The 21,452-nt window shown below is 70.1% G+C and carries 21 protein-coding genes, 3 tRNA genes and 1 pseudogene; 9 read left to right on the top strand and 16 right to left on the bottom strand.

What is annotated here, in order from left to right; translation table 11 throughout:
• The first annotated feature begins 95 nt into the window (after positions 1-95).
• A complete protein-coding gene (locus tag ACFY10_RS38800; RefSeq protein ID WP_390670008.1) occupies positions 96-1,322 on the top strand; it encodes a pyridoxal phosphate-dependent aminotransferase in 1,227 nt (408 codons plus the stop codon).
• Positions 1,323-1,451: 129 nt separating this feature from the next.
• Positions 1,452-2,480: an adenosine deaminase gene (locus ACFY10_RS38795; protein ID WP_390670007.1), complete on the top strand. Its 1,029-nt coding sequence runs from the start codon at positions 1,452-1,454 to the stop codon at positions 2,478-2,480.
• Between the two features lie 27 nt (positions 2,481-2,507).
• On the opposite strand, the gene ACFY10_RS38790 is transcribed toward ACFY10_RS38795, so the two are convergent.
• Positions 2,508-3,104 (bottom strand): TetR/AcrR family transcriptional regulator, encoded by a 597-nt coding sequence (locus ACFY10_RS38790; RefSeq protein ID WP_390670006.1) that lies wholly within the window; start codon positions 3,102-3,104, stop codon positions 2,508-2,510.
• Between the two features lie 102 nt (positions 3,105-3,206).
• Between ACFY10_RS38790 and ACFY10_RS38785 the strand changes: the two genes are divergently transcribed.
• Entirely contained in the window at positions 3,207-3,839 is a 633-nt protein-coding gene (locus ACFY10_RS38785) for an NAD(P)-dependent oxidoreductase (protein ID WP_390670005.1), read from the top strand.
• Between the two features lie 18 nt (positions 3,840-3,857).
• Here ACFY10_RS38785 and ACFY10_RS38780 read toward each other — a convergent pair whose 3' ends face one another.
• From ACFY10_RS38780 to ACFY10_RS38750, 7 genes and pseudogenes are all read right to left on the bottom strand, one after another.
• Positions 3,858-4,913, bottom strand: coding sequence for a UDP-N-acetylmuramate dehydrogenase (locus ACFY10_RS38780; protein WP_390670004.1), 1,056 nt, complete (start codon positions 4,911-4,913; stop codon positions 3,858-3,860).
• 487 nt (positions 4,914-5,400) lie between these two features.
• Positions 5,401-5,724, bottom strand: a pseudogene (locus ACFY10_RS38775) (MFS transporter); the annotation flags it as partial.
• 71 nt (positions 5,725-5,795) lie between these two features.
• The gene (locus ACFY10_RS38770) at positions 5,796-6,224 is read right to left on the bottom strand and encodes a MaoC family dehydratase (RefSeq protein ID WP_390670034.1); all 429 of its coding nucleotides are present in this window, start codon (positions 6,222-6,224) and stop codon (positions 5,796-5,798) included.
• Between the two features lie 8 nt (positions 6,225-6,232).
• A complete protein-coding gene (locus tag ACFY10_RS38765) occupies positions 6,233-6,685 on the bottom strand; it encodes a MaoC family dehydratase N-terminal domain-containing protein (protein WP_390670003.1) in 453 nt (150 codons plus the stop codon).
• Positions 6,686-6,845: 160 nt separating this feature from the next.
• On the bottom strand, positions 6,846-7,010 hold the full coding sequence (gene rpmG, locus ACFY10_RS38760) for a 50S ribosomal protein L33 (RefSeq protein WP_003948671.1): 165 nt from the start codon (positions 7,008-7,010) through the stop codon (positions 6,846-6,848).
• Between the two features lie 89 nt (positions 7,011-7,099).
• Positions 7,100-7,172 (bottom strand) — tRNA-Met (locus ACFY10_RS38755).
• Between the two features lie 46 nt (positions 7,173-7,218).
• Positions 7,219-7,291 (bottom strand) — tRNA-Thr (locus ACFY10_RS38750).
• 267 nt (positions 7,292-7,558) lie between these two features.
• On the opposite strand from ACFY10_RS38750, the gene ACFY10_RS38745 reads away from it, so the two are divergent.
• From ACFY10_RS38745 to ACFY10_RS38735, 3 genes are all read left to right on the top strand, one after another.
• The gene (locus tag ACFY10_RS38745) at positions 7,559-8,866 is read left to right on the top strand and encodes an amidohydrolase family protein (protein WP_390670002.1); all 1,308 of its coding nucleotides are present in this window, start codon (positions 7,559-7,561) and stop codon (positions 8,864-8,866) included.
• Positions 8,867-9,283: 417 nt separating this feature from the next.
• Entirely contained in the window at positions 9,284-9,940 is a 657-nt protein-coding gene (locus ACFY10_RS38740; protein WP_390670001.1) for an NAD(P)H-binding protein, read from the top strand.
• A 1-nt stretch (position 9,941) separates the two neighbouring features.
• Positions 9,942-10,322, top strand: coding sequence for a nuclear transport factor 2 family protein (locus ACFY10_RS38735; protein WP_390670000.1), 381 nt, complete (start codon positions 9,942-9,944; stop codon positions 10,320-10,322).
• Positions 10,323-10,377: 55 nt separating this feature from the next.
• Here ACFY10_RS38735 and ACFY10_RS38730 read toward each other — a convergent pair whose 3' ends face one another.
• Entirely contained in the window at positions 10,378-10,590 is a 213-nt protein-coding gene (locus ACFY10_RS38730) for a hypothetical protein (protein WP_390669999.1), read from the bottom strand.
• A gap of 229 nt (positions 10,591-10,819) precedes the next feature.
• Here ACFY10_RS38730 and ACFY10_RS38725 point away from each other — a divergent pair, with 229 nt between their 5' ends.
• Positions 10,820-13,243: an MFS transporter gene (locus ACFY10_RS38725; protein ID WP_390669998.1), complete on the top strand. Its 2,424-nt coding sequence runs from the start codon at positions 10,820-10,822 to the stop codon at positions 13,241-13,243.
• Between the two features lie 202 nt (positions 13,244-13,445).
• Here the strand turns inward: ACFY10_RS38725 and ACFY10_RS38720 are convergent.
• Positions 13,446-13,527 (bottom strand) — tRNA-Tyr (locus tag ACFY10_RS38720).
• Positions 13,528-13,761: 234 nt separating this feature from the next.
• Here ACFY10_RS38720 and ACFY10_RS38715 point away from each other — a divergent pair.
• Positions 13,762-14,250 carry a YajQ family cyclic di-GMP-binding protein gene (locus ACFY10_RS38715; RefSeq protein WP_030945172.1) on the top strand — a complete coding sequence of 163 codons (489 nt, stop codon included), beginning with the start codon at positions 13,762-13,764 and terminating at the stop codon, positions 14,248-14,250.
• Between the two features lie 124 nt (positions 14,251-14,374).
• Here ACFY10_RS38715 and ACFY10_RS38710 read toward each other — a convergent pair whose 3' ends face one another.
• Entirely contained in the window at positions 14,375-14,641 is a 267-nt protein-coding gene (locus tag ACFY10_RS38710) for a GlsB/YeaQ/YmgE family stress response membrane protein (protein WP_390669997.1), read from the bottom strand.
• A 155-nt stretch (positions 14,642-14,796) separates the two neighbouring features.
• On the opposite strand from ACFY10_RS38710, the gene ACFY10_RS38705 reads away from it, so the two are divergent.
• Complete coding sequence (locus tag ACFY10_RS38705) at positions 14,797-16,047, top strand: APC family permease (RefSeq protein ID WP_390669996.1); 1,251 nt, start codon at positions 14,797-14,799, stop codon at positions 16,045-16,047.
• Between the two features lie 184 nt (positions 16,048-16,231).
• Here ACFY10_RS38705 and ACFY10_RS38700 read toward each other — a convergent pair whose 3' ends face one another.
• The 5 genes from ACFY10_RS38700 to ACFY10_RS38680 all read right to left on the bottom strand — a co-directional run bounded on the left by ACFY10_RS38700 (position 16,232) and on the right by ACFY10_RS38680 (position 21,452).
• Positions 16,232-16,798: an SMI1/KNR4 family protein gene (locus tag ACFY10_RS38700; RefSeq protein ID WP_390669995.1), complete on the bottom strand. Its 567-nt coding sequence runs from the start codon at positions 16,796-16,798 to the stop codon at positions 16,232-16,234.
• Between the two features lie 116 nt (positions 16,799-16,914).
• Positions 16,915-17,307 (bottom strand): YccF domain-containing protein, encoded by a 393-nt coding sequence (locus ACFY10_RS38695; RefSeq protein ID WP_390669994.1) that lies wholly within the window; start codon positions 17,305-17,307, stop codon positions 16,915-16,917.
• Positions 17,304-18,167 (bottom strand): zinc metalloprotease HtpX, encoded by an 864-nt coding sequence (gene htpX, locus ACFY10_RS38690; RefSeq protein ID WP_390669993.1) that lies wholly within the window; start codon positions 18,165-18,167, stop codon positions 17,304-17,306. Before htpX ends, ACFY10_RS38695 begins: the two co-directional genes overlap by 4 nt.
• A gap of 193 nt (positions 18,168-18,360) precedes the next feature.
• Positions 18,361-19,881, bottom strand: coding sequence for an NADH-quinone oxidoreductase subunit N (locus tag ACFY10_RS38685; protein WP_390669991.1), 1,521 nt, complete (start codon positions 19,879-19,881; stop codon positions 18,361-18,363).
• Complete coding sequence (locus ACFY10_RS38680; RefSeq protein ID WP_390669990.1) at positions 19,878-21,452, bottom strand: NADH-quinone oxidoreductase subunit M; 1,575 nt, start codon at positions 21,450-21,452, stop codon at positions 19,878-19,880. Before ACFY10_RS38680 ends, ACFY10_RS38685 begins: the two co-directional genes overlap by 4 nt.

The raw sequence follows: 21,452 nt of genomic DNA, 5'->3' as shown, positions 1-21,452 counted from the left end.
CTGATTCCGGACAGGTGTTCAGTGGTCGACCCGCACATGTTCAGTCTGTGAAACCCGCGTGCCGGGGTCGTTTCCGGTCTGAAACGATGGGGCCCATGAGCGCTGCAACCCCTCCCACCGAGCGCCGGGTCTCCGCCCGAGTCGGCGCGATCTCCGAGTCCGCCACCCTCGCCGTGGACGCCAAGGCCAAGGCCCTCAAGGCCGCCGGGCGTCCGGTGATCGGCTTCGGCGCCGGCGAGCCCGACTTCCCGACCCCGGACTACATCGTCGAAGCCGCCATCGAGGCGTGCAAGAACCCGAAGTACCACCGGTACACGCCGGCCGGCGGTCTGCCGGAGCTGAAGGCCGCGATCGCCGCGAAGACGCTGCGCGACTCCGGCTGGGAGCCGGACGTCTCGCAGATCCTGGTGACCAACGGCGGCAAGCAGGCCATCTACGAGGCCTTCGCCGCGATCCTCGACCCGGGCGACGAGGTCATCGTCCCGGCGCCGTACTGGACGACGTACCCGGAGTCGATCCGTCTGGCCGGCGGCGTTCCCGTGGAGGTCGTCGCGGACGAGACCACGGGTTACCGCGTCTCGGTCGAACAGCTCGAGGCCGCCCGCACGGAGAAGACCAAGGTCGTCCTCTTCGTGTCGCCGTCCAACCCGACCGGCGCGGTGTACTCCGAGGCCGAGACCGAGGCGATCGGCCGCTGGGCCGTCGAGCACGGTCTGTGGGTGTTGACCGACGAGATCTACGAGCACCTGGTCTACGGCGATGCGGTCTCCGTGTCCCTGCCTGCGCTGCTGCCCGAGCTGCGCGACAAGTGCGTCGTGGTCAACGGGGTCGCGAAGACGTATGCGATGACGGGCTGGCGCGTGGGCTGGGTCATCGGCCCGAAGGACGTGGTCAAGGCCGCGACCAACCTGCAGTCGCACGCCACGTCGAACGTGTCGAATGTCGCACAGGTCGCGGCGCTGGCGGCCGTCTCCGGTGACCTGGACGCCGTGGCGAAGATGCGTGAGGCCTTCGACCGCCGCCGCAAGACGATCGTCCGCATGCTCAACGAGATCGACGGCGTCGTCTGCCCGGAGCCCGAGGGCGCCTTCTACGCGTACCCGTCGGTCAAGGGCCTGCTCGGCAAGGAGATCCGCGGCAAGCGCCCGCAGGACACGGTCGAGCTGGCCGCGCTGATCCTGGAGGAGGCCGAGGTCGCGGTCGTCCCGGGCGAGGCGTTCGGTACGCCCGGTTATCTGCGGCTGTCCTACGCCCTGGGTGACGAGGATCTCGTCGAGGGCGTCAGCCGGATCCAGAAGCTGCTGGCGGAGGCGCAGGACTGACGTCCACGCACGCGTGCAGGGCCTTGCCCACTCACGACGAGTGGGCAAGGCCCTGTTTCTTTGTGCGAGCAAGACCACGTACGGGGAATCCGCTACCGGGACGGCAGGGACGTACGGCAGGATCCTGGAATGGAGCGTGTACGTGATGTCTCTGAGCTGCCGAAGGCCCATCTGCATCTGCACTTCACCGGGTCGATGCGGCCCACCACCGTGCTGGAGCTGGCAGACAAGTACGGTGTGCGACTGCCCGAAGCGCTGACCGAGGCGCTGACCAGCGGGGAGCCGCCGAAGCTGCGGGCGACGGACGAGCGGGGCTGGTTCCGCTTCCAGCGGCTCTACGACGCGGCGCGCTCGTGCGTCAGGGAACCCGAGGACATCCAGCGGCTGGTGCGGGAGGCCGCCGAGGAGGATCTGAAGGACGGCTCGGGGTGGCTGGAGATCCAGGTCGACCCGACCTCGTACGCCCCTCGTCTGGGCGGTCTGATTCCGGCGCTGGAGATCATCCTGGACGCGGTGGACACGACGATGCGGGAGACGGGCCTGGGCATGCGGGTGCTGGTCGCCGCGAACCGCATGAAGCACCCCCTGGACGCACGCACGCTGGCCCGGCTGGCCGTGCGGTACGCCGACCGGGGCGTGGTCGGCTTCGGTCTGTCCAACGACGAACGCCGGGGCATGGCAAGGGACTTCGACCGGGCGTTCGCGATCGCCCGCGAGGGCGGGCTGCTGTCGGCCCCGCACGGCGGCGAGCTGACGGGCCCTTCGTCGGTACGGGACTGTCTCGACGACCTGGACGCGAACCGGATCGGGCACGGGGTGCGTGCGGCGGAGGATCCTCGGCTGCTGAAGCGGCTCGCGGAGCGGGGTGTGACGTGTGAGGTCTGCCCCGCCTCGAACGTGGCCCTGGGCGTGTACGAGAAGCCCGAGGACGTCCCGCTGCGGACGCTGTACGACGCGGGTGTCTCGATGGCCCTGGGCGCCGACGACCCGCTCCTGTTCGGTTCCCGGCTGGCCGCCCAGTACGACATCGCCCGCCGCCACCACGCCTTCACGGACGAGGAGTTGGCGGAACTGGCCCGCCAGTCGGTACGGGCTTCGGCGGCACCGGAGGATGTGCAGGCGAAGCTGTTGGCCGGGGTTGACGACTGGCTGGCCTAGGCCGGCCGGCTGGTTGGCCGACTCAGGTCAGTCGGCGATGCCTGCCAGCAGGGTTCGCGCCAGCCGCTGGGCGAACTCGTCCACCGGCGGACGCACCGCCTCTCGCGTCGCGTCGTAGGCGAAGGCCCGCTGCACACACGCGCCCAGCAGCAGCGACGCGGCCGCGAAGGTGTCCGCGTCGAGGCTGACCCGGCCGAGTTCCTGCTCGGCCCGCAGGTATGTGTCCACGCCCTGGATCGGCTTGTGCGGCCCCGTTCCCATCTGGCGCATCACGTCGTCGTGCCGTCGCTTGAGCTGGGTCTCGGCGTACAGGGACGCGGCGATCGGGAAGCTCTGCTCGTAGAAGAGGGCGGCCTGGCGGGCGATCTCGGTCAGGTTCTCCTCCAGCGTGCTCTGTCCGGGCTCGGCGGCCAGGCTGCGCAGCAGTGGCGTCAACTGAGGCAGGCGCTCCGCGAGGACGCGGATGAACAGCTCTTCCTTGTTCGCGAAGTACTTGTAGAGCGCGGCCTCGGAGCAGCCGGCCGTCTTGGCGATCTCCTTGGTGGTGGCGCGGGCCAGCCCGACGGTGAGCATCAGCTCGTGAGCGGCATCGAGGATGCGGACACGGGCCGGCTTCGTTTCCATGTGTCGTCCAATCGGGCTTGACGGGTGGGTGAGTGCTTGCTCACTCTAGTGGGAGATAGGTGAGTGAATACTCACCCACCATCTACGACCACGGGAGTACCCATGAAACTCACCGTTTTCGGCGCCACCGGCGGCATTGGCCGGGAAGTCGTCCGACAGGCCCTGGCCGCGGGTCACGAGGTCACCGCAGTCGTACGGGATCCCGCGCGGCTGTCCGTGACGGGCGACCGCCTGGAGGTGTTCCGGGACGACCTGACCGACCCGGAGGCGGTGCGCCCCGCGGTGGCCGGCCGGGACGTGGTCCTGTCGGGGCTCGGTGCGCGCGGCCGCAAGGAGGCGGGGGTCGCGACCCGGCTCACGCGCACGGTGCTGGGCGCCATGGAGGCGGAGGGGGTGCGGCGGCTGCTCGTGGTGAGCGCGGGGCCGGTCGGCCCGCCGCCCGAGTTGGACGGTCCGCTCGACCGTGCGGCGCGCGGCATCGTCTCCGCGCTGCTCAAGGACGTCTACGCCGATCTGAGCGCCATGGAGGCCGAGTTGGCCGCCAGCACCACGGACTGGACGGCCGTACGGCCTCCTCGGCTGCAGAACAAGCCGGTCACGGGCGCGTACCGGACCGTGGTCGGCGGCTTCCCGGCGAAGGGCCGCTTCATCGGGCGGGCGGATGTGGCGCACGCGATGCTGGCGATGGCCGGCGATCCGGGGACGGTGAAGCAGGGGGTGGGCGTGGCGTACTGAGGCCCTCCCGTGCGGGTCCTAGAGGCTGACCCCGATTGTCACCGGCTCGTTGACCAGGGTGATGCCGAAGGCCTCGCGGACTCCGGTGACGACCTCGCGGGCGAGTGCGAGCAGGTCCTCCGTGGTGGCTTCGCCACGGTTGGTGAGGGCGAGGGTGTGCTTGGTGGAGATGCGGGCGGGGCCGGTGCCGTAACCCTTGGTGAAGCCCGCCTTGTCGATCAGCCAGGCCGCGGAGGTCTTGGTGTGCCCCTCCCCCGCCGGGTATGCGGGCGGCTGCACGCCGTCGCCGAGCCGCTGCTGCACGCGCGCGTGGAACGCGGCGAACTGCTCGTCGGTGAGGATCGGGTTGGTGAAGAAGGAACCGGCCGACCAGGTGTCGTGGTCCTCGGGGTCCAGGACCATGCCCTTGCCGGAGCGCAGCTTCAGGACGGTCTCGCGGGCCGCGGCCAGCGGGACGCGGTCGCCGGGCTCGACGCCGAGGGCGCGGGCCGTCTCGGCGTACTTGACGGGGCCGGAGAGCCCGTCCGCGTCCTCCAGTTCGAAGCGGACGCGCAGGACGACGTAGCGCTCGGGGTCGGCCTTGAAGCGGCTGTGGCGGTACGAGAAGGCGCAGTCGGCGTTCGGGACGGTGACCGTCTCGCGCGTGTGGCGGTCGTAGGCGATCACTTCGGTGATGGTCGAGGAGACCTCCTGGCCGTACGCCCCCACGTTCTGGATGGGAGTCGCGCCGGCCGAGCCCGGGATGCCGGCCAGGCACTCGATGCCGGCGAGTCCGGCCTCGACCGTGCGGGCGACGGCGTCGGTCCACACCTCGCCGGCCGCGAGCTCCAGGCGCCTGCCGTCGAGGTCGAAGCCCTTGGTCGCGATGACGAGCGCGGTGCCCGCGAAGCCCTTGTCGCCGATGACCAGGTTCGAACCGCCGCCGATCAGCAGCAGCGGTGTGCCGGTGTCGTCGGCCTCGCGGACGGCGGCGATCACCTCGGCGTCGGTGGTGGCGGTGATCAGACGGGTCGCTGGGCCGCCCAGCCGGAAGGTGGTCAGCGGGGCGAGGGGGGCGTCGTGGAGTTCCTGCACGGGCCCAAGAGTACGAGACGCCACTGACAGGGGGTGCGACGCCTGCGGCGGCCTGCGCGGGTTCGGTGGGGGGGCGATGCCTGCGGCCGCCTGCGCGGGTTCGGTGGGGGTGCGATGCCTGCGGCCGCCTGCGCGGGTTCGGTGGGGGTGTGCGGCGCCTGCCGCCTCGTCGTGGGTCGGGGCCGCGCCGGGGGGTGTCCGTCCTCGGTCCGGCGGTTGCCGTTCGTTGCCGCGGTGCCCGGCGGCTGACGCCGGCCGCTGCGGGCGGACACCCCCCGCCACGTCCCCTTCCGGGCGTGGGCGGGTGCGGGTGCCCTCCTCCCCCATGCGTAGCCTGCGGGCAGTCGTGCCGCTGGGGCGGCACGGGTGGGCGCAGGCGGCACCCCGCAAGCGCGGGTGAGCGATGCCACCCCTGCCTCAGCCTCCACGCCGCAGCACGCGAAAACGGCCCCACCCTTGCGGACGGAGCCGTTTCGTCGTCGTGTGTTCAGCCTGCGACGGGTTCCAGGGCCGACGTCGGTTCCTCGGCCGGCGTGACCGCAGTGGCCTGCGAGGTATGCCTCCTCGGGATGAGCAGGGCCGCTACGGCGGCAACGGCCACCACCGCGGACCCGGTGACCAGCGCGGGCTGCAAGCCGTCCACAAAGGCCTGCCCGGACTCGTAGCCACCCTGCGCCGAGAAGATCGACGACATGATCGCGATGCCCAGCGCACCGCCCACCTCACGCAGCGCGTTGTTGGCCCCGGAGGCAATGCCCTGCTCCTTGGCACGGACGCTGGACATCACCAGGTTGGCGGCCGGGGCGAAGTACTTCCATGGCCAGGATGAGCGCAGAAGAACGGCGCGAGAATGGAGAACGCCCCTTACACCCAGGTCGCTCCTCAGGCCAGCCGTACGACCGCCCGCGACATACCCAGCACCTTCTGCCCGGCGCTGGTCGCCGTGAGGTCCACGCGGACCGTGTTGTCGTCGAGCTTGGCGGCCACCTTGGCGCTAACCTCGATGACGGCACCCTGGTCGTCGTTCGGGACGACGACGGGCTTGGTGAAGCGGACGCCGTACTCGACGACCGCACCCGGGTCGCCGGTCCAGTCGGTGACCACCCGGATCGCCTCGGCCATGGTGAACATGCCGTGCGCGATGACGTCCGGCAGTCCGACCTCCTTGGCGAACTTCTCGTTCCAGTGGATGGGGTTGAAGTCCCCGGAGGCGCCGGCGTACTGGACGAGCGTGGCGCGTGTCACGGGGAAGGTCTGGGCGGGCAGTTCGGTGCCGACCTCGACGCCGTCGTAAGCGATCTTCGCCGTCATCCTCTTCCTCACGCCTCCTCTGCCGCGCGCGCGACGAGCTTCGTCCAGGCGGTTACGACGTGCTCGCCGGCCTCGTCGTGAACTTCGCCACGGATGTCCAGAATGTCATTGCCGGCCAGGGACTTGATGGCCTCGATGGTCGACGTGACGGTGAGCCGGTCGCCGGCGCGCACCGGGCGGACGTAGGCGAACTTCTGGTCACCGTGTACGACGCGGCTGTAGTCCAGGCCGAGCTGCGGGTCCTGGACGACCTGCCCCGCGGCCTTGAAGGTGATCGCGAAGACGAAGGTCGGCGGGGCGATCACATCGGGGTGGCCGAGCGCCTTGGCGGCCTCCGGGTCCGTGTACACCGGGTTGGCGTCCCCCACCGCCTCCGCGAACTCACGGATCTTCTCCCGGCCCACCTCATAGGGCTCGGTGGGCGGGTAGCTCCGCCCCACGAAGGACTGGTCGAGCGCCATGGCTCGGCACCTCCTGATGTCTGCGTGCTGATGTCTGCGGATACCCGCCGGATATCTGCTCCGGACGCCCTGTAATCGGCCGGAACCGGCCGGTAACCGGGGCTGAAACGACGCGAGGCCGCCCCCGAACAGTGGGGGCGGCCTCGCGTACGAGCCTGATTTATCGCGTTTCGCGGTGCGCGGTGTGCGCGTTGCAACGCGGGCAGTGCTTCTTCATCTCCAGTCGGTCCGGGTTGTTACGCCGGTTCTTCTTGGTGATGTAGTTCCGCTCCTTGCACTCCACGCAGGCCAGCGTGATCTTCGGGCGGACGTCGGTGGCAGCCACGTGAGTGCTCCTTGACGAACGGATGGGATGGTTTAACGCATAGAAGAGTAGCCGATCGAAGGACCGACCCCACAATCGGCTACTGTCAGTAGCGGTGACCGGACTTGAACCGGTGACACAGCGATTATGAGCCGCTTGCTCTACCGACTGAGCTACACCGCTGTGATGCGATCCGTTCCCGCCTTGCGACGGGAACCTCACACACCAGAGCCCCAATACGGAATCGAACCGTAGACCTTCTCCTTACCATGGAGACGCTCTGCCGACTGAGCTATTGGGGCGAGCGATGAAGACATTACACGCTCGGCCGCCGTTCACCCAAATCCGTTTCGCGGCCCCCGTCCCGGCCTGTTCCAGGGACGCTCCCGGCCCCTGCCCCGGCCCGTTTCCCGGCTCTCCCACGCGCCACCGAAGCCGCTCCGATACGGCGGACCACACCGGTACGACTATTGCGCTCCTCCCCGACACGAGCAGATCGCCGCCCTAGGCTCGACTCACTCTGCGTGATCTTGCGTCCCCCTGCGCAGCCCCCGAGCCCCTGGAGTGCGATGCCCGACAGCCAGCCGCAGCCACCCCACTCGTCGTCGTCCTCGTCGGGCTCGTCCTCCTCCTCGGGTTCCTCGGGTTCTTCGGATTCCTCGGGACGGGTGGGCGACCCGACCGCCCTGCTGCTGTGCGGGGCCCGGCTGACCGACGGCCGGACCGTGGACGTACGGCTGGGCGGCGGGCGCATCGAGGCGGTCGGCACGGCCGGCAGCCTGGCTGCCGGCGGAATGCGGGACTGCGGCATGCGGGTGGATCTCAGCGGCTATCTGCTGCTGCCGGCCCCGGCCGAACCGCACGCGCACGGGGACACCGCGCTGTCCGCCGAGGACGACGGTCCGGCCTCGTACGAGCCCCAGGACGTGCAGCGCCGGGCCACCGAGGCGGCGCTGTTGCAGCTGGGGCACGGGGCGACCGCGGTGCGGGCACACGTGCGCGTGGGCGACGTTCAGGGGCTGGGCGCGCTGGCCGCCGTACTGCAGGCGCGGCGTTCACTGCGCGGGCTGACGGAACTGACGGCCGTGGCGATGCCGCGCATGCTGACCGGCGTGGCCGGTGCGGACGGGCTGGCGATGCTGCGGGACGCCCTGAAGATGGGTGCCTCGGTGGTGGGCGGCTGTCCGGACCTGGACCCGGATCCGACCGGATACGTGGAGGCGGTCCTCGAGGTCGCCTCCGAACACGGCTGCCCTGTCGACCTGCACACCGACGCCGCCGATCCGGCGCGCCTGGCCCGTATCGTCGCGATGGCCGGCGGGCTGCGTCCCGGGGTGACGCTCGGACCGTGCGGCGGCCTCGGCCGCCTGCCCGCCGAGACGGCCCGGCGCACCGCCGACCAGCTCGCGGCGGCCGGGGTGACGGTGGTGTGTCTGCCTCAGGGCGGCTGCGGCGGCACCGACCGGCGCGAGACGGCTCCGGTACGGCTGCTGCGGGCGGCCGGCGTACGGGTGGCCGCGGGCAGCGGCGCCCTGCGCGACATGTCGAACCCGGTGGGACGCGGGGACCCCTTGGAGGCGGCCTACCTGCTGGCTTCCCGGTACGGGCTGCGGCCCGAGGACTCGTACGACGCGGTGAGCTCCTCGGCGCGGTCGGTCATGGGGCTGCCCGAGGTGCGCTTGGAGGCGGGTTTCCCGGCCGAGTTGCTGGCCCTGCGCGGCGACCGGCTGGCGGGGGCGTTGTCGCTGGCGTACAGCCGCATCGTGGTACATCGGGGGCGGGTGGTGGCGCGGACGAGCGCGGTACGGGAGTACTGCAACTCGGCTGCGGCGGCGGAGCTGGGCCTGCCTCGGCAGGGGCGGGGGGAGCTGTCGTGAGGGGTGGGTTGGGTGGGCGTGGTGGGGGTGCCGGCCGGTGAGGGGTCTCGGTGAGTGTTGAGGTGCGTGCTGGGGCGCGTGTAGGCGCTGGGAGCGCTCGGTAGTGGTTTGTGCGCGGGGCGCGCACGCCGGGAGTGTGCGCCGTCCACTTGTGCGCCGCACTCCGCCCCACCGACGCACTGATGCGAAGCCACGCTGTCGGCTCGCGCGCCGGAGATGCGCGCCACCAGAGCCCTCTCCGAGGTCCCGTGCAGGGAGCGAGGGGGCAGCGGGTGCATCAGAGGCGCGCGCCGGGAGCACAGGGTCGGGGCTCGCGCGCCGAGCGCGCGCCCTCCACCTGTGCGCTCCGAATGCGCACCCTGAGGCGTGGCTCAAGTCGTGCGGCGGACGCGGCCGTGCGGGCGTACGGTCGGAAACATGCGCATTGTCATCGCTGGTGGTCATGGTCAGATCGCGCTGCGGCTGGAGCGGCTGCTCGCTGCGCGCGGAGACGAGGTTGCGGGGATCATCCGTCACGCCGAGCAGGGCGACGACCTGCGGGAAGCCGGCGCCGAACCGGTTCTGCTGGATCTGGAGTCGGCCTCGGTCGAGGAGGTCGCGGCGTATCTGCAGGGTGCCGACGCGGCGGTGTTCGCGGCGGGTGCGGGTCCGGGCAGCGGGGCGGCCCGCAAGGACACGGTGGACAAGGGGGCGGCGATCCTGTTTGCGGACGCGGCGGTTCGGGCGGGTGTACGACGACACGTGGTCGTCTCGTCGATGGGCGCCGATCCCGCGCACCAGGGGGACGACATCTTCGACGTGTACCTGCGTGCGAAGGGCGAGGCGGACGCGTACGTGCTGCGGCAGGACGCGCTGGACTCGACGATTCTGCGCCCCGGGATGCTGACGAACGACGCCGGCACGGGTCTCGTACGACTGGAGGCACACACGGGCCGCGGCGCCGTCCCCCGCGATGACGTGGCCGCCGTACTGGCGGAGTTGGTGGACACCGCGGCAACGGCCGGCCTGACGCTGGAACTGGTCAGCGGATCGGCTCCGGTGTCGGTCGCAGTGAAGTCGGTGGCCGGGAACTGAGGTGCCCGGCGAGGGAGTTCCGGCCGCGCGGGAGGCCCTGCTGCGGCGGATGTACGAGGTCTTCTCGACCGACGAGCGCGACGCCTTCGTAACGCCTTGTCTGGCGCCGGACGTCGACTGGCCGAATGTCCTCGACGGCGTTCGTCTGCACGGCCGTGAGGAGGTACGCGCCTATTGGGCGCGGCAGTTCGCGGCCGGGCATCCCCTCGTACGGCTGGAGGGGTTGCGGCTCGACGGGGACGGCGAAGGGGTGGTGGCGACCGTTCGGCCCGGGATGCGGGACGCGTCGGGTGACCGGTGGGCGGAGGGGACGGTCGAGCACGTGTACCGGTTCGGCGGGGACGGGCTTGTGACGCGGATGGACGTACGGGCGGGGTCGTAGGGGGCGCAGGAGTCGTAAGGGCCGCAGGAGCGGTGACGGCCGTCTGGAACTCCCCCTAGAACAGGGGCAGTTGGCCAGGGATCTCCGGGAGGACGAATCCGTCCAACGACGGCTGGGCCGCGCCGAGTTGTGCCTGGCGGCGCGAGCCGGGGCAGGAGACGAGTACGCCGTTCTCGCGCGCGCCGGGCGGGTCGTGGCGAGCGAACCGTCCGGCGACGACGGCGATCTCGCGACGGCATTCGGGGCAGCGTCTGCGACGAGAGGACATGGGGTCAGTGTGCCCCGGGCGGGGGCGTGTTGTGCGCGGGGCGCACGCCCCCGTCTCCTCGCGGATCTCGCGCACCGTGAGGTCACTGGCGGGCTCCCCCGATCCCTGCCACCCCGAAGCCTTCACCGGGCCGCTACGAAATCCGACTACGCTTGCTTAAGTCAATCAACTGACTTAATTTGAGGATGTCGCGCACACCCGATGCCCCTTGCCTATGGAGGCCCGGCCCATGTCCCACGCTCTTCCCCGACCCGCCGACGACGGGGTGGTGTCCGCAGCGCCGCGGGCCAATGCCGTCGTAGCGGTCCTGGCCTTCGGCGGGATCGTGGTCTCGCTGATGCAGACCCTGGTGATCCCGATCGTCCCGGAGCTGCCGAAGCTCCTGAACGCCCCGGCGTCCGACACCGCCTGGGCCGTCACCGCAACGCTGCTGGCCGCCGCCGTGGCCGTCCCGATGACGGGCCGGCTGGGAGACATGTACGGCAAGCGCCGCCTGCTCCTGGTGAGCCTGGTGCTGCTGGTCGCCGGATCGGTCACCGCGGCGCTCAGCGACTCCCTGGCCCCGATGATCGTCGGGCGGGTGCTGCAGGGCACGGCGGGTGGTGTGATCCCGCTCGGCATCAGCATCATGCGGGACGAGTTGCCTGCCGAACGGCTCGGTTCGGCCACCGCGCTGATGAGCGCCTCACTCGGCGTCGGGGGCGCTCTCGGCCTGCCGGCCGCCGCCCTCATCGCGGACAACTTCGACTGGCACGTGCTGTTCTGGAGCTCGGCCGGGATGGGTGCCGTGGCGCTCCTGCTGGTGCTGTTCGTCGTACCCGAGTCCAAGGTGCGGACAGGCGGCCGCTTCGATGTCGTCGGCGGTCTCGGCATGGCAGTCGGCCTGGTCTGCCTGCTGCTCGGCATCTCCAAGGGCGGCGACTGGGGCTGGGACAGCGGCACCACACTCGGCCTGTTCGGGGCGGCCGTGGTGGTCCTGCTGCTGTGGGGCTGGTACGAGCTGCGCACCGAGCAGCCGCTGGTCGACCTGCGCACCACCGCCCGCCGGCAGGTGCTGGTCACCAACCTCGCTTCGATAGCTCTCGGCTTCGGCATGTTCGCGATGTCCCTGGTGCTTCCGCAGCTCCTGCAGTTGCCTGAGGCGACCGGCTATGGTCTGGGTAAGTCGCTGCTCACAGCCGGCCTGGTCATGGCCCCCTCCGGCTTGGTGATGATGGCGATCGCCCCCGTCTCGGCCGCCCTTTCCAAGGCCAAGGGCCCGAAGGCGAGCCTGATGCTCGGCTCCCTGATCGTGGCCGCGGGCTACGGGCTCAACATCCTGCTGATGTCCGAGGTCTGGCAATTCGTGCTGGTGTCGTGCGTCATCGGTTCCGGTATCGGCTTCACGTACGGCGCGATGCCGGCCCTCATCATGGGCGCCGTGCCGCCGTCGCAGTCGGGCGCGGCCAACAGCCTCAACACCCTGATGCGGTCGATCGGTACGTCGACCGCCAGCGCCGTCGCCGGCGTCATCCTGTCGCAGATGACCACGGACCTCGGCGGGGTCCCCCTCCCCTCGGAGAACGGCTTCAAGACCGTCCTCGCCATCGGCGGCGGCGCAGCGCTGCTCGCCTTCGCCGTCGCGTCCTTCATTCCGCGGCATCGGGCGGCTGCGGCCGGGGGCTCTGCGTCCGGGGGCTCTGCGTCCGGAGAGGGGGCTACGACTGCGGCTATGGCCGGGGAGCCGTCTGCCGCGGCCGCGGCCGCGATCGCGACGGGCGGGCCTGCCCTGATCGAGGAGGGAGCGCCGGGCCTGTCGGCCGCGCGTTCCAGCGACGCCGTGCCGGGACCTGCGTCCTCGCCTGCTTCCGTCGCGACCGCCGAGCCTGACGGGGCGAGCGGCTCCGCCGACGACGGAATCCCGGTGAGCGGTCATGTCCTGGGGGCGGAGCGCATCCCCGTGGCCGGGGCCGCGGTCACGCTCATCTCGCTCGGCGGAAAGCAGCTGAGCCGGTCGGTCTCGCGGGGCGACGGCTCGTACCGTGTCGATGCGCCCGCCGCCGGTTCGTACGTCCTGATCGCCTCCGCCGACGGCTTCCAGCCGCAGGCCTCGGCACTCGTCGTCTTCGACGGGCCGGTCTCGTACGACGTCCTGCTGAGCGGCACCAGCGGCCTCGCCGGGCTGGTGCGGTCCGCCGAGAGCGGGGCGCCGGTCGCCGACGCCGTGGTGATCGTGACCGATGTGCGCGGGGAAGTGCTGACCACCGGACGCACCGACCTCCTGGGCGAGTTCACGGTCACCGATCTGGTGCCGGGGACGGTGACGCTCGCCGTCAACTCCCCCAAGCACCGCCCGCTGGCCCTGCCCGTCGAGATCGGCGGCGCCGGCACCACACGCATCGAGGTCGAGCTCCGGCCCGGCGCCCACGTCCGTGGCACGGTACGCGCAGCGGGCGCCCCGCTGAGCGACGCCCGGGTGACCCTGGTGGACGCCGCGGGCAACGTGGTCGCCACGACGAGAACCGGGCACGACGGTGCGTACGCCTTCTCCGACCTGGACAGCGGCGCGTACACGGTCATCGCGACGGGCTATCCGCCACAGGCGGCGACGGTGACGGTGTCAGGTGGCGGCGCAGACGACCATGACATCGAACTGGCCCACAGCGGGAAGTAGTTCCGCCTGAACTGCAATCCGAACCGCGATCTGAACTGCAATCCGAGCGGCCTGGGACACGGCCCGCATGGACACCTTGAGCGGAGGAGTTCGTGCGGGTCGGTCGCCTTGATGGTGTGACGGCGCGACACCGAAGCCGGCACATGAAGAGACCCTCTCTGATCTGCGTTTCCGCAGATCAGAGAGGGTCTCTTCACTAAAGTGGCGGCGCCAGGATTCGAACCTGGGAAGGCTGAGCCGGCAGATTTACAGTCTGCTCCCTTTGGCCGCTCGGGCACACCGCCGGGTTTGCTGCCGTTCGAACCGCTTTTCGGCGGTGCTTCCTGGCAACGACGTAAACAATACCCGATGCCGAGGGGTGCTTCGCCACCCGATTGATCTGCGCCCGGAGGACGACGGGTGGCTAGGCTTGTCCGGATGCGGCCCGGGACCACGCCGGGCTCGGCGCCCGCCCCCACGTACGCCGATACGCACCCGTACGCACCCCCATCACGCACCGATACAAGGAGCCACAGGACATGGCCGACTCCAGTTTCGACATCGTCTCGAAGGTCGAGCGGCAGGAGGTCGACAACGCCCTCAACCAGGCCGCCAAGGAGATCTCGCAGCGCTACGACTTCAAGGGCGTGGGTGCCTCGATCTCGTGGTCCGGTGACAAGATCCTGATGGAGGCGAACTCCGAGGACCGAGTCAAGGCCGTCCTCGACGTCTTCCAGTCCAAGCTGATCAAGCGCGGGATCTCGCTGAAGGCCCTGGACGCGGGCGAGCCCCAGCTCTCGGGCAAGGAGTACAAGATCTTCGCGTCGATCGAGGAGGGCATCTCCCAGGAGAACGCGAAGAAGGTGGCGAAGATCATCCGCGACGAGGGCCCGAAGGGCATCAAGGCGCAGGTGCAGGGCGATGAGCTGCGCGTCAGCTCGAAGAGCCGTGACGACCTGCAGGCCGTGATCGCGCTTCTGAAGGGCAAGGACTTCGACTTCGCGCTGCAGTTCGTGAACTACCGGTGAGCCACTGATTCACCGTGGCCGACCAGCCGTCGCTGACCGACTGGCCACGAGGAAGGGTGGGCACCTGGCGGGTGCCCACCCTTCTCGCCTGCTGGCTGCGGTCCGGGGGCGTGCTCGGTCGTGCTCAGTTGCGCGAATTGCCGAACAGGAGGCGGTAGACGATCAGGAGGACGAGCGAGCCTCCGATCGCCGCGGCCCATGTCGCGCCGTCGTAGAAGGTCTTGGTGATCGGGTGGTCCAGCCAACGGGCGGAGATCCAGCCGCCGATGAACGCGCCCGCGATGCCTATGAGAGTCGTGCCGATAAAGCCGCCCGGGTCGCGGCCCGGCAGCAGGAATTTGGCGATGGCCCCGGCCAACAGCCCCAGGATGATCCAGCTGATGATGGTCATGCCGTGAACCTGCCCTTCCGCACCGTGCCTGCACTTTCCGGACAGTGAGATTTCGGTCAAGATCCGCTGTGCGTCACGTGCTTGTACCTGCTCCGTCGATGAACAGGACGTCACGTCGGCACTCATCGGTTGCAGTGATCAGTAGGGTGCGAGCCATGGCATCGACCGGTTCTGCCTCCGAGCTGCGGCGTACGTTGGGCGTCAGCGACGCCGTGGTCATCGGGCTGGGCTCGATGGTCGGTGCCGGGATCTTCGCCGCCCTGGGGCCTGCGGCGCGCGCAGCCGGGTCCGGGCTGCTGCTCGGCCTCGCCGTCGCCGCCCTGATCGCCTACTGCAACGCCATGGCGTCGGCGCGGCTGGCCGCGCTGTATCCGGCCTCGGGCGGCACGTATGTGTACGGGCGCGAGCGGCTCGGCCCGTTCTGGGGTTATCTCGCGGGCTGGTCGTTCGTGGTCGGGAAGACCGCCTCCTGTGCGGCGATGGCGCTCACCGTGGGGGCGTACGTCTGGCCGGGGCAGGCGCACGCGGTGGCGGTTGCGGCCGTGGTGGCGCTGACCGCGGTGAACTACGGCGGTGTCCAGAAGTCCGCATGGGTCACCCGGGTGATCGTGGCGGTGGTGCTGGCTGTCCTCGCTTCCGTCGTGGTCGTGTGCCTGGGGTCCGGGGCGTCCGACGCCGGGCGTCTGGACGTCGGGACCTCGGGTGGCGTAGGCGGGGTGCTGCAGGCGGCCGGGCTGCTGTTCTTCGCGTTCGCCGGGTACGCGCGCATCGCGACCCTCGGGGAGGAGGTACGGGATCCGGCGCGCACCATCCCGCGCGCGATCCCCTTGGCTCTGGGCATCGCGCTTGCGGTGTACGTGTGTGTGGCGGTGGCTGTCCTTTCCGTGCTGGGGGCCGGCGGTCTCGGGCGTGCGGGTGCTCCGTTGGCCGACGCGGTGCGGGCGGCCGGGGTGCCTGGGCTGGTTCCGGTGGTGCGGGTGGGTGCCGCCGTGGCCGCGCTGGGTTCGCTGCTCGCTCTGATCCTGGGCGTCTCGCGGACGACGCTGGCCATGGCCCGCGACCGGCACCTTCCCGGCGCACTGTCGGCCGTGCATCCGCGCTTCAAGGTGCCGCACCGGGCCGAACTGGCCGTGGGTGCCGTGGTCGCAGCCCTGGCCGCCACGGTGGACGTAAGGGGAGCGATCGGTTTCTCCTCCTTCGGCGTACTGGCGTACTACGCCGTGGCCAACGCCTCGGCCTGGACGCTGAGTTCAGCTCCGACGGCTCGGGTGCCGCCCTCGGTGGGTCTCCTCGGGTGCGTGGTGCTGGCGTTCTCGCTCCCGGCGGTTTCGGTGGTCGTGGGCGCGGGAGTGCTGGCGGTGGGCGTGGGTGCGTATGGCGTACGGCGATGGGTGGCTGCGCGGTAGCGGGCTGGGCCGAACAGCAGTCGGAGCGGGTGGACACCTGGTCAAGGCTTCCGCCGGGGTGGGCATGGCCGGCCGCCGATCAGGACCGGACAGAGCACGTTCTTCCGGCGGTTGGCCTGCGGGATCCCCGCAGTCGCCCTACTAGAGGATCCGCTGCGATGTCGTACGCATGGTGTCGCGGATGCTAGGACGCTTGCGCCGCCGTGGTGCGTATGCGGAAGTCGGTCCAAGGTGCCATCTCCTGCTCCTCGTTCGTCTCTTCGTACCAGCCCGTGCCGTCGGCCCAGGAGCTCAGCCAGGCCGTGAGGCTGGGGGCGTCGACGTACCAGGCGTGGTCGGCGTCGTCCGCGTTCGGCTCGAAGAGGAGGACGGGGGCGCCCGGAGTATGGCAGTCCACGCACGCGTACATCGCGCAGCCCCAGTGGGATATCGGCAGGACGCCTTCGGGCCAGGGCCAGTCGGGGTCCCTCCGGCCGCTCTCACGATTGGCGAGGTACTGCACGACGGCGGCCGGCTCGCCGGCGGGCGGGCTGTCGAGGAGGGGCAACAGGCCGTACTCCGGGCCGAATCCGCCGTCTCCTATGCGCAGGTAGAGGTCGGCGAGCAGGGGAGGCAGGGAGAAGCCCAGGGTGGTCTCGGCGCGGGCCAGCGTGGACGCGTCGGCGGGCTCCGGGAGTGAAGGCCAGCCCCATGGACGGGTGTTGTGTGCCTTGGCTGACACCCGTGCCAGCAACTGCTCGTTCTCGGTCATGGGTTCATAATGCAAGGCGCCACTGACAATCGGGCCGGCCTGTGGACAAGGGCGGGGCTGTGGAAAACCCGGTCACTCGGGGGCGGGCAGGCCGCCCCCGCCTTCGTCCCGCTCGGTCAGCGAGTCGCGAACGGCTGGTCCGTCCGCACGATTTCGCGGCCGAGCGGCAGGAGCGAGACCGGGATCAGCTTGAAGTTGGCGATGCCGAACGGGATACCGATGATCGTGATGCACAGGGCGATGCCGGTGACGATGTGCGCGAGTGCGAGCCACCAGCCCGCGAGCACCAGCCACAGGACGTTGCCGATGCAGGAGGGCGCACCGGCGTCGCGGCGCTCGACCGTCGTGTACCCGAAGGGCCACAGGGCGTAGACACCGATGCGGAACGCCGCGATGCCGAACGGGATGCCGATGATCGTGATGCAGAGCAGAATGCCCGCGGCCAGGTACCCGAGGAACAGCCAGAAGCCGCTCAGGACGAGCCAGATGACGTTCAGAATGGTTTTCACTGGGGGCGACCTGCCATCTTCTCGAGCCGGGCGATGCGCTCCGCCATCGGCGGGTGTGTCGAGAACATCTTGGAGAGTCCCTGGCCCGGGCGGAACGGGTTCGCGATCATCATATGGCTCGCGGTCTCGATGCGCGGCTCGGGCGGCAACGGCAGCTGTTTGGTGCCCGCTTCGAGCTTGCGCAGGGCGCTGGCGAGCGCGAGGGGGTCGCCGGTCAGCTGGGCGCCGGAGGCGTCGGCTTCGTATTCCCTGGAGCGGCTGATGGCCAGTTGGATGAGGGTGGCCGCGAGCGGGCCCAGGATCATGATCATCAGCATGCCCAGGATGCCCGGGCCGTCGTCGTCGTTGGAGCGGCCGACCGGGATCAGCCAGGCGAAGTTGACCAGGAACATGATCACGGAGGCCAGAGCGCCGGCGACTGACGAGATGAGGATGTCGCGGTTGTAGACGTGACTGAGCTCGTGGCCGATGACACCGCGCAGTTCGCGCTCGTCCAAGATGCGCAGGATGCCTTCCGTGCAGCACACGGCGGCGTTGCGCGGGTTGCGGCCCGTCGCAAAGGCGTTCGGCGCCACCGTCGGGGAGATGTACAGGCGTGGCATGGGCTGGCGGGCCTGGGTGGAGAGGTCGCGGACCATGCGGTACAGGGCGGGGGCTTCGAACTCGCTGACGGGGCGTGCGCGCATCGCGCGTAGCGCCAGCTTGTCGCTGTTCCAGTACGCGTACGCGTTTGTGCCCAGTGCGATCAGAACCGCGACGACGAGCCCCATACGGCCGAAGAAACTGCCGATGACGATGATGAGGGCGGACAGTCCCCCGAGGAGAACTGCTGTCCTTAGCCCGTTGTGCCGGCGGTGCACGGTACGCCCTCCAAGTCGTGCAGCAGGGGAACCCTTTGCTTGCTGATCTCCGGTGCCACTGGTGCCGTGGTGTCACGTCCAGTGGACCCTCCCGTACTGGTCAACGCCAGGCGAGGGCGACTAGTTCCCTTGTGCGTACGGCGGCGTGCGTGGACCGTCCGGGTGACGGCGGCCCTCAGTGGCCGACGTCGGCTCAGAAAAGGGCTGTGCCGGCGAAGCGCAGGACCAGCTGGGGTGCTCCGGAGAGGGCAATGCCGAGGGCGCCGGTGAGGGTGAGCGCCGCAGTGAGGGGCGCCGGGAGACGGTGCTTGGCGGGCTCGCCCTCGGGGGCGCGGAACAGCAGTGCCGTCCATTGGAGGTAGTAGAACAGGGCGATGACGACGTTGACGGCCATGACCACGGCCAGCCAGCCGAGTCCCGCGTCGACCGCCGCCGAGAACACGGTGACCTTGGCGAAGAGGCCGATGATGCCTGGGGGCAGTCCGGCCAGGCAGAGCAGGAAGAAAGCCATCAGAAGGGCGGTGAGGGGATTCCTTGCGTAGAGGCCGCGGTAGTCCGTGATGCGGTTCACGGACCGCGTGCGGCCCACCAGTGCGGCCACCGCGAAGGCTCCCAGGTTCACAGCCGCGTACATGAGGGCGTAGGCAACGGTGGAGCCGATGGAGTGCTCGGCATCGTCGGAGTAGGCGGCTGCGGCGATCGGTACGAGGAGGTAGCCGGCCTGGCCCACCGAGGACCAGGCGAGCAGACGTACCGCGCTGTACGCGCGCGTGGCTTGCTGGCGCAGGGCGCCGACGTTGCCGACCGTCATGGTGAGTGCGGCCAGGGCTGCGAGTGCGGGGCCCCAGACGTCGGCGTACGACGGGAACGCGACGACCGTGACGAGGATCAGGCCGGAGAAGCCGACCGCCTTGCCGACGACCGACAGATAGGCGGCGATCGGCAGGGGCGCCCCTACGTAGGTGTCCGGGACCCAGAAGTGGAAGGGCACGGCGGCCGTCTTGAAGGCGAAGCCGACGAGGGTGAGAACGACGCCGGTCTGGGCGAGCGTGTGGAGCTGCCCGTCGACGTGCTGGATCCGGTCGGCGACCTGGGTGAGGTAGAGGGTGCCGGTGGTGGCGTACACGAAGCTGATGCCCATGAGGCTGACGGCGGTCGCGGTGACCGATGACAGGAAGAACTTCAGGGCCGCTTCGGAGGACTTCTTGTCGCCGTGCCTGATGCCGACGAGGGCGAAGGCGGGCAGGGAGGCGACCTCCAGGGCGACGATCAGGGTCGCGAGGTCGCGGGAGGCGGGCAGGAGGGCGGCGCCGGCCGCGGAGGAGAGCAGCAGGAACCAGTACTCCCCTTCGGGGAGTTGTTTGTCGGCGTCCTTCAGGGCGGTCACCGACAGGAGAGCGGCGAGGAGGGCGCCGCCGAGCACCAGGAACTGGATGACCAGGGTGAAGCGGTCCGCGGTGTAGCTGCACGCGTGTGTGCCGTTCACGCAGAAGGTACTGCGGTCGCCGTCCAGGAGGGGCAGCAACAGGAGCGCGGAGGCGGCGAGGCCGGCGACCGAGGCCCAGCCGAGGAGTGCCTTCTTGGCGTCGGCGATGAACAGGTCTGCGACGAGGACGACGAGTCCGACGACCGCCGTGAGGGTGGGCGGCGCGATGGCGAGCCAGTCGACGGACTGGACGAGACTCGCCGCCAGCGGCTGGGCCAGAGAGCTCATCGGGTGCCTCCTGAGAGGAGCTGCTGCACGGCCGGGTCGGTCAGGCCCAGGAGGGCCCTGGGCCACAGACCGGCGGCGATGGTGAGGGCGACGAGCGGGGTCCAGGCCGCGAACTCGTACGTGTGGACGTCGGCGAGCTGCGGCGCTTCCTGCGGTGCGGCGCCCATGCAGACGCGGCGGACGACGGCCAGCATGTACGCGGCCGTGAGGAGGGTGCCGAAGGCCGCGATCGCCATGAAGGTGAGGAAGGCCGGGCGGCTGAGGTCGCCTGCGGGCTTGAACGCGCCGAACAGGGCCAGCATCTCGCCCCAGAAACCGGCGAGGCCCGGAAGGCCGAGCGAGGCGACCGCGCCGAAGGCGAGCAGGCCGCCGAGGCGGGGGGCCTTGCCGTAGAGCGCGGCGCCGGTCTCCTCGGCGAGGCTGTCGAGGTCCGTCGTGCCCGTGCGGTCCTTCAGCGCGCCGACCAGGAAGAAGAGGAGGCCGGTGATGAGGCCGTGGGCGATGTTGGCGAACAGGGCGCCGTTCACGCCGGTTGGGGTCATGGTCGAGATGCCGAGCAGGACGAAGCCCATGTGGCCCACGGAGGAGTAGGCGATGAGGCGCTTGAGGTCGCCCTTCGCGCCGTGTTTGGCGAGGGCCAGGCAGGCCAGGGATCCGTAGATGATCCCGACGACGGCGAAGGCGGCGAGGTAGGGCGCGAAGGTGTGGAATCCGTCCGGCGCAATCGGCAGGAGGATCCGGACGAACCCGTACGTACCCATCTTCAGCAGGACACCGGCCAGCAGGACCGATCCGACGGTCGGGGCGGCGGTGTGGGCGTCGGGCAGCCAGCTGTGCAGCGGCCACATCGGCGTCTTGACCGCGAGTCCGATTCCGATCGCCAGAACGGCGATGACCTGCACGGATGTGGTCAGCGACCGGCCGTTGTCAGTGGCGAGTGCCACCATGTCGAATGTGCCGGCCTTGATCCCGATCAGGAGCAGGCCGAGCAGCATGACGACCGAACCGAGCAGTGTGTAGAGGATGAACCGCCAGGCGGCCTGGGTCCGGCCCTCGCCGCCCCAGCGGGCGATGAGGAAGTACATCGGGACGAGGACCATCTCGAACGCGAGGAAGAACAGCAGCAGATCGAGGACCGCGAAGCTCGCGAGGGTGCCGGACTCGAGGACCAGCAGCAGTGCGACGAACGCCTTCGGGGTCGGGCCCGCGGGCATTTTGAAGTACGAGTAGAGCGCGCACAGGAAGGTCAGCAGCGCGGTCAGGACCAGAAGGGGGAGGGAAATGCCGTCGATGCCGAGGTGGATCCGCACGTCGAGTGCGGGGATCCAGCTGATGTCGGTCGTGGCCTGCATCTTCGACGGGTGGTCGTGGTCGAAGCCGAGCGCGAGGACGATCGCGGCGATGAGGACCGCGCCGGTCACGGTCACGCCGTGGCGGAGCACGGCCTGCTCGGGGGACTTCCCCTTCAGCCCGGGCGGGGCGGGCAGGAGAGCGGCGGCGGCGCCGAGGAGCGGGCCGACGACGACGAATGCCAGAAGGAACTGCATCACGGACTCGTTGATATCGATCAC

It is taken from the genome of Streptomyces sp. NPDC001401 (assembly GCF_042895385.1).
Lineage (GTDB): Bacteria > Actinomycetota > Actinomycetes > Streptomycetales > Streptomycetaceae > Streptomyces.
Note: the sequence above shows the minus strand (reverse complement) of the source record. Positions and strands in the feature narration are given on the sequence as shown.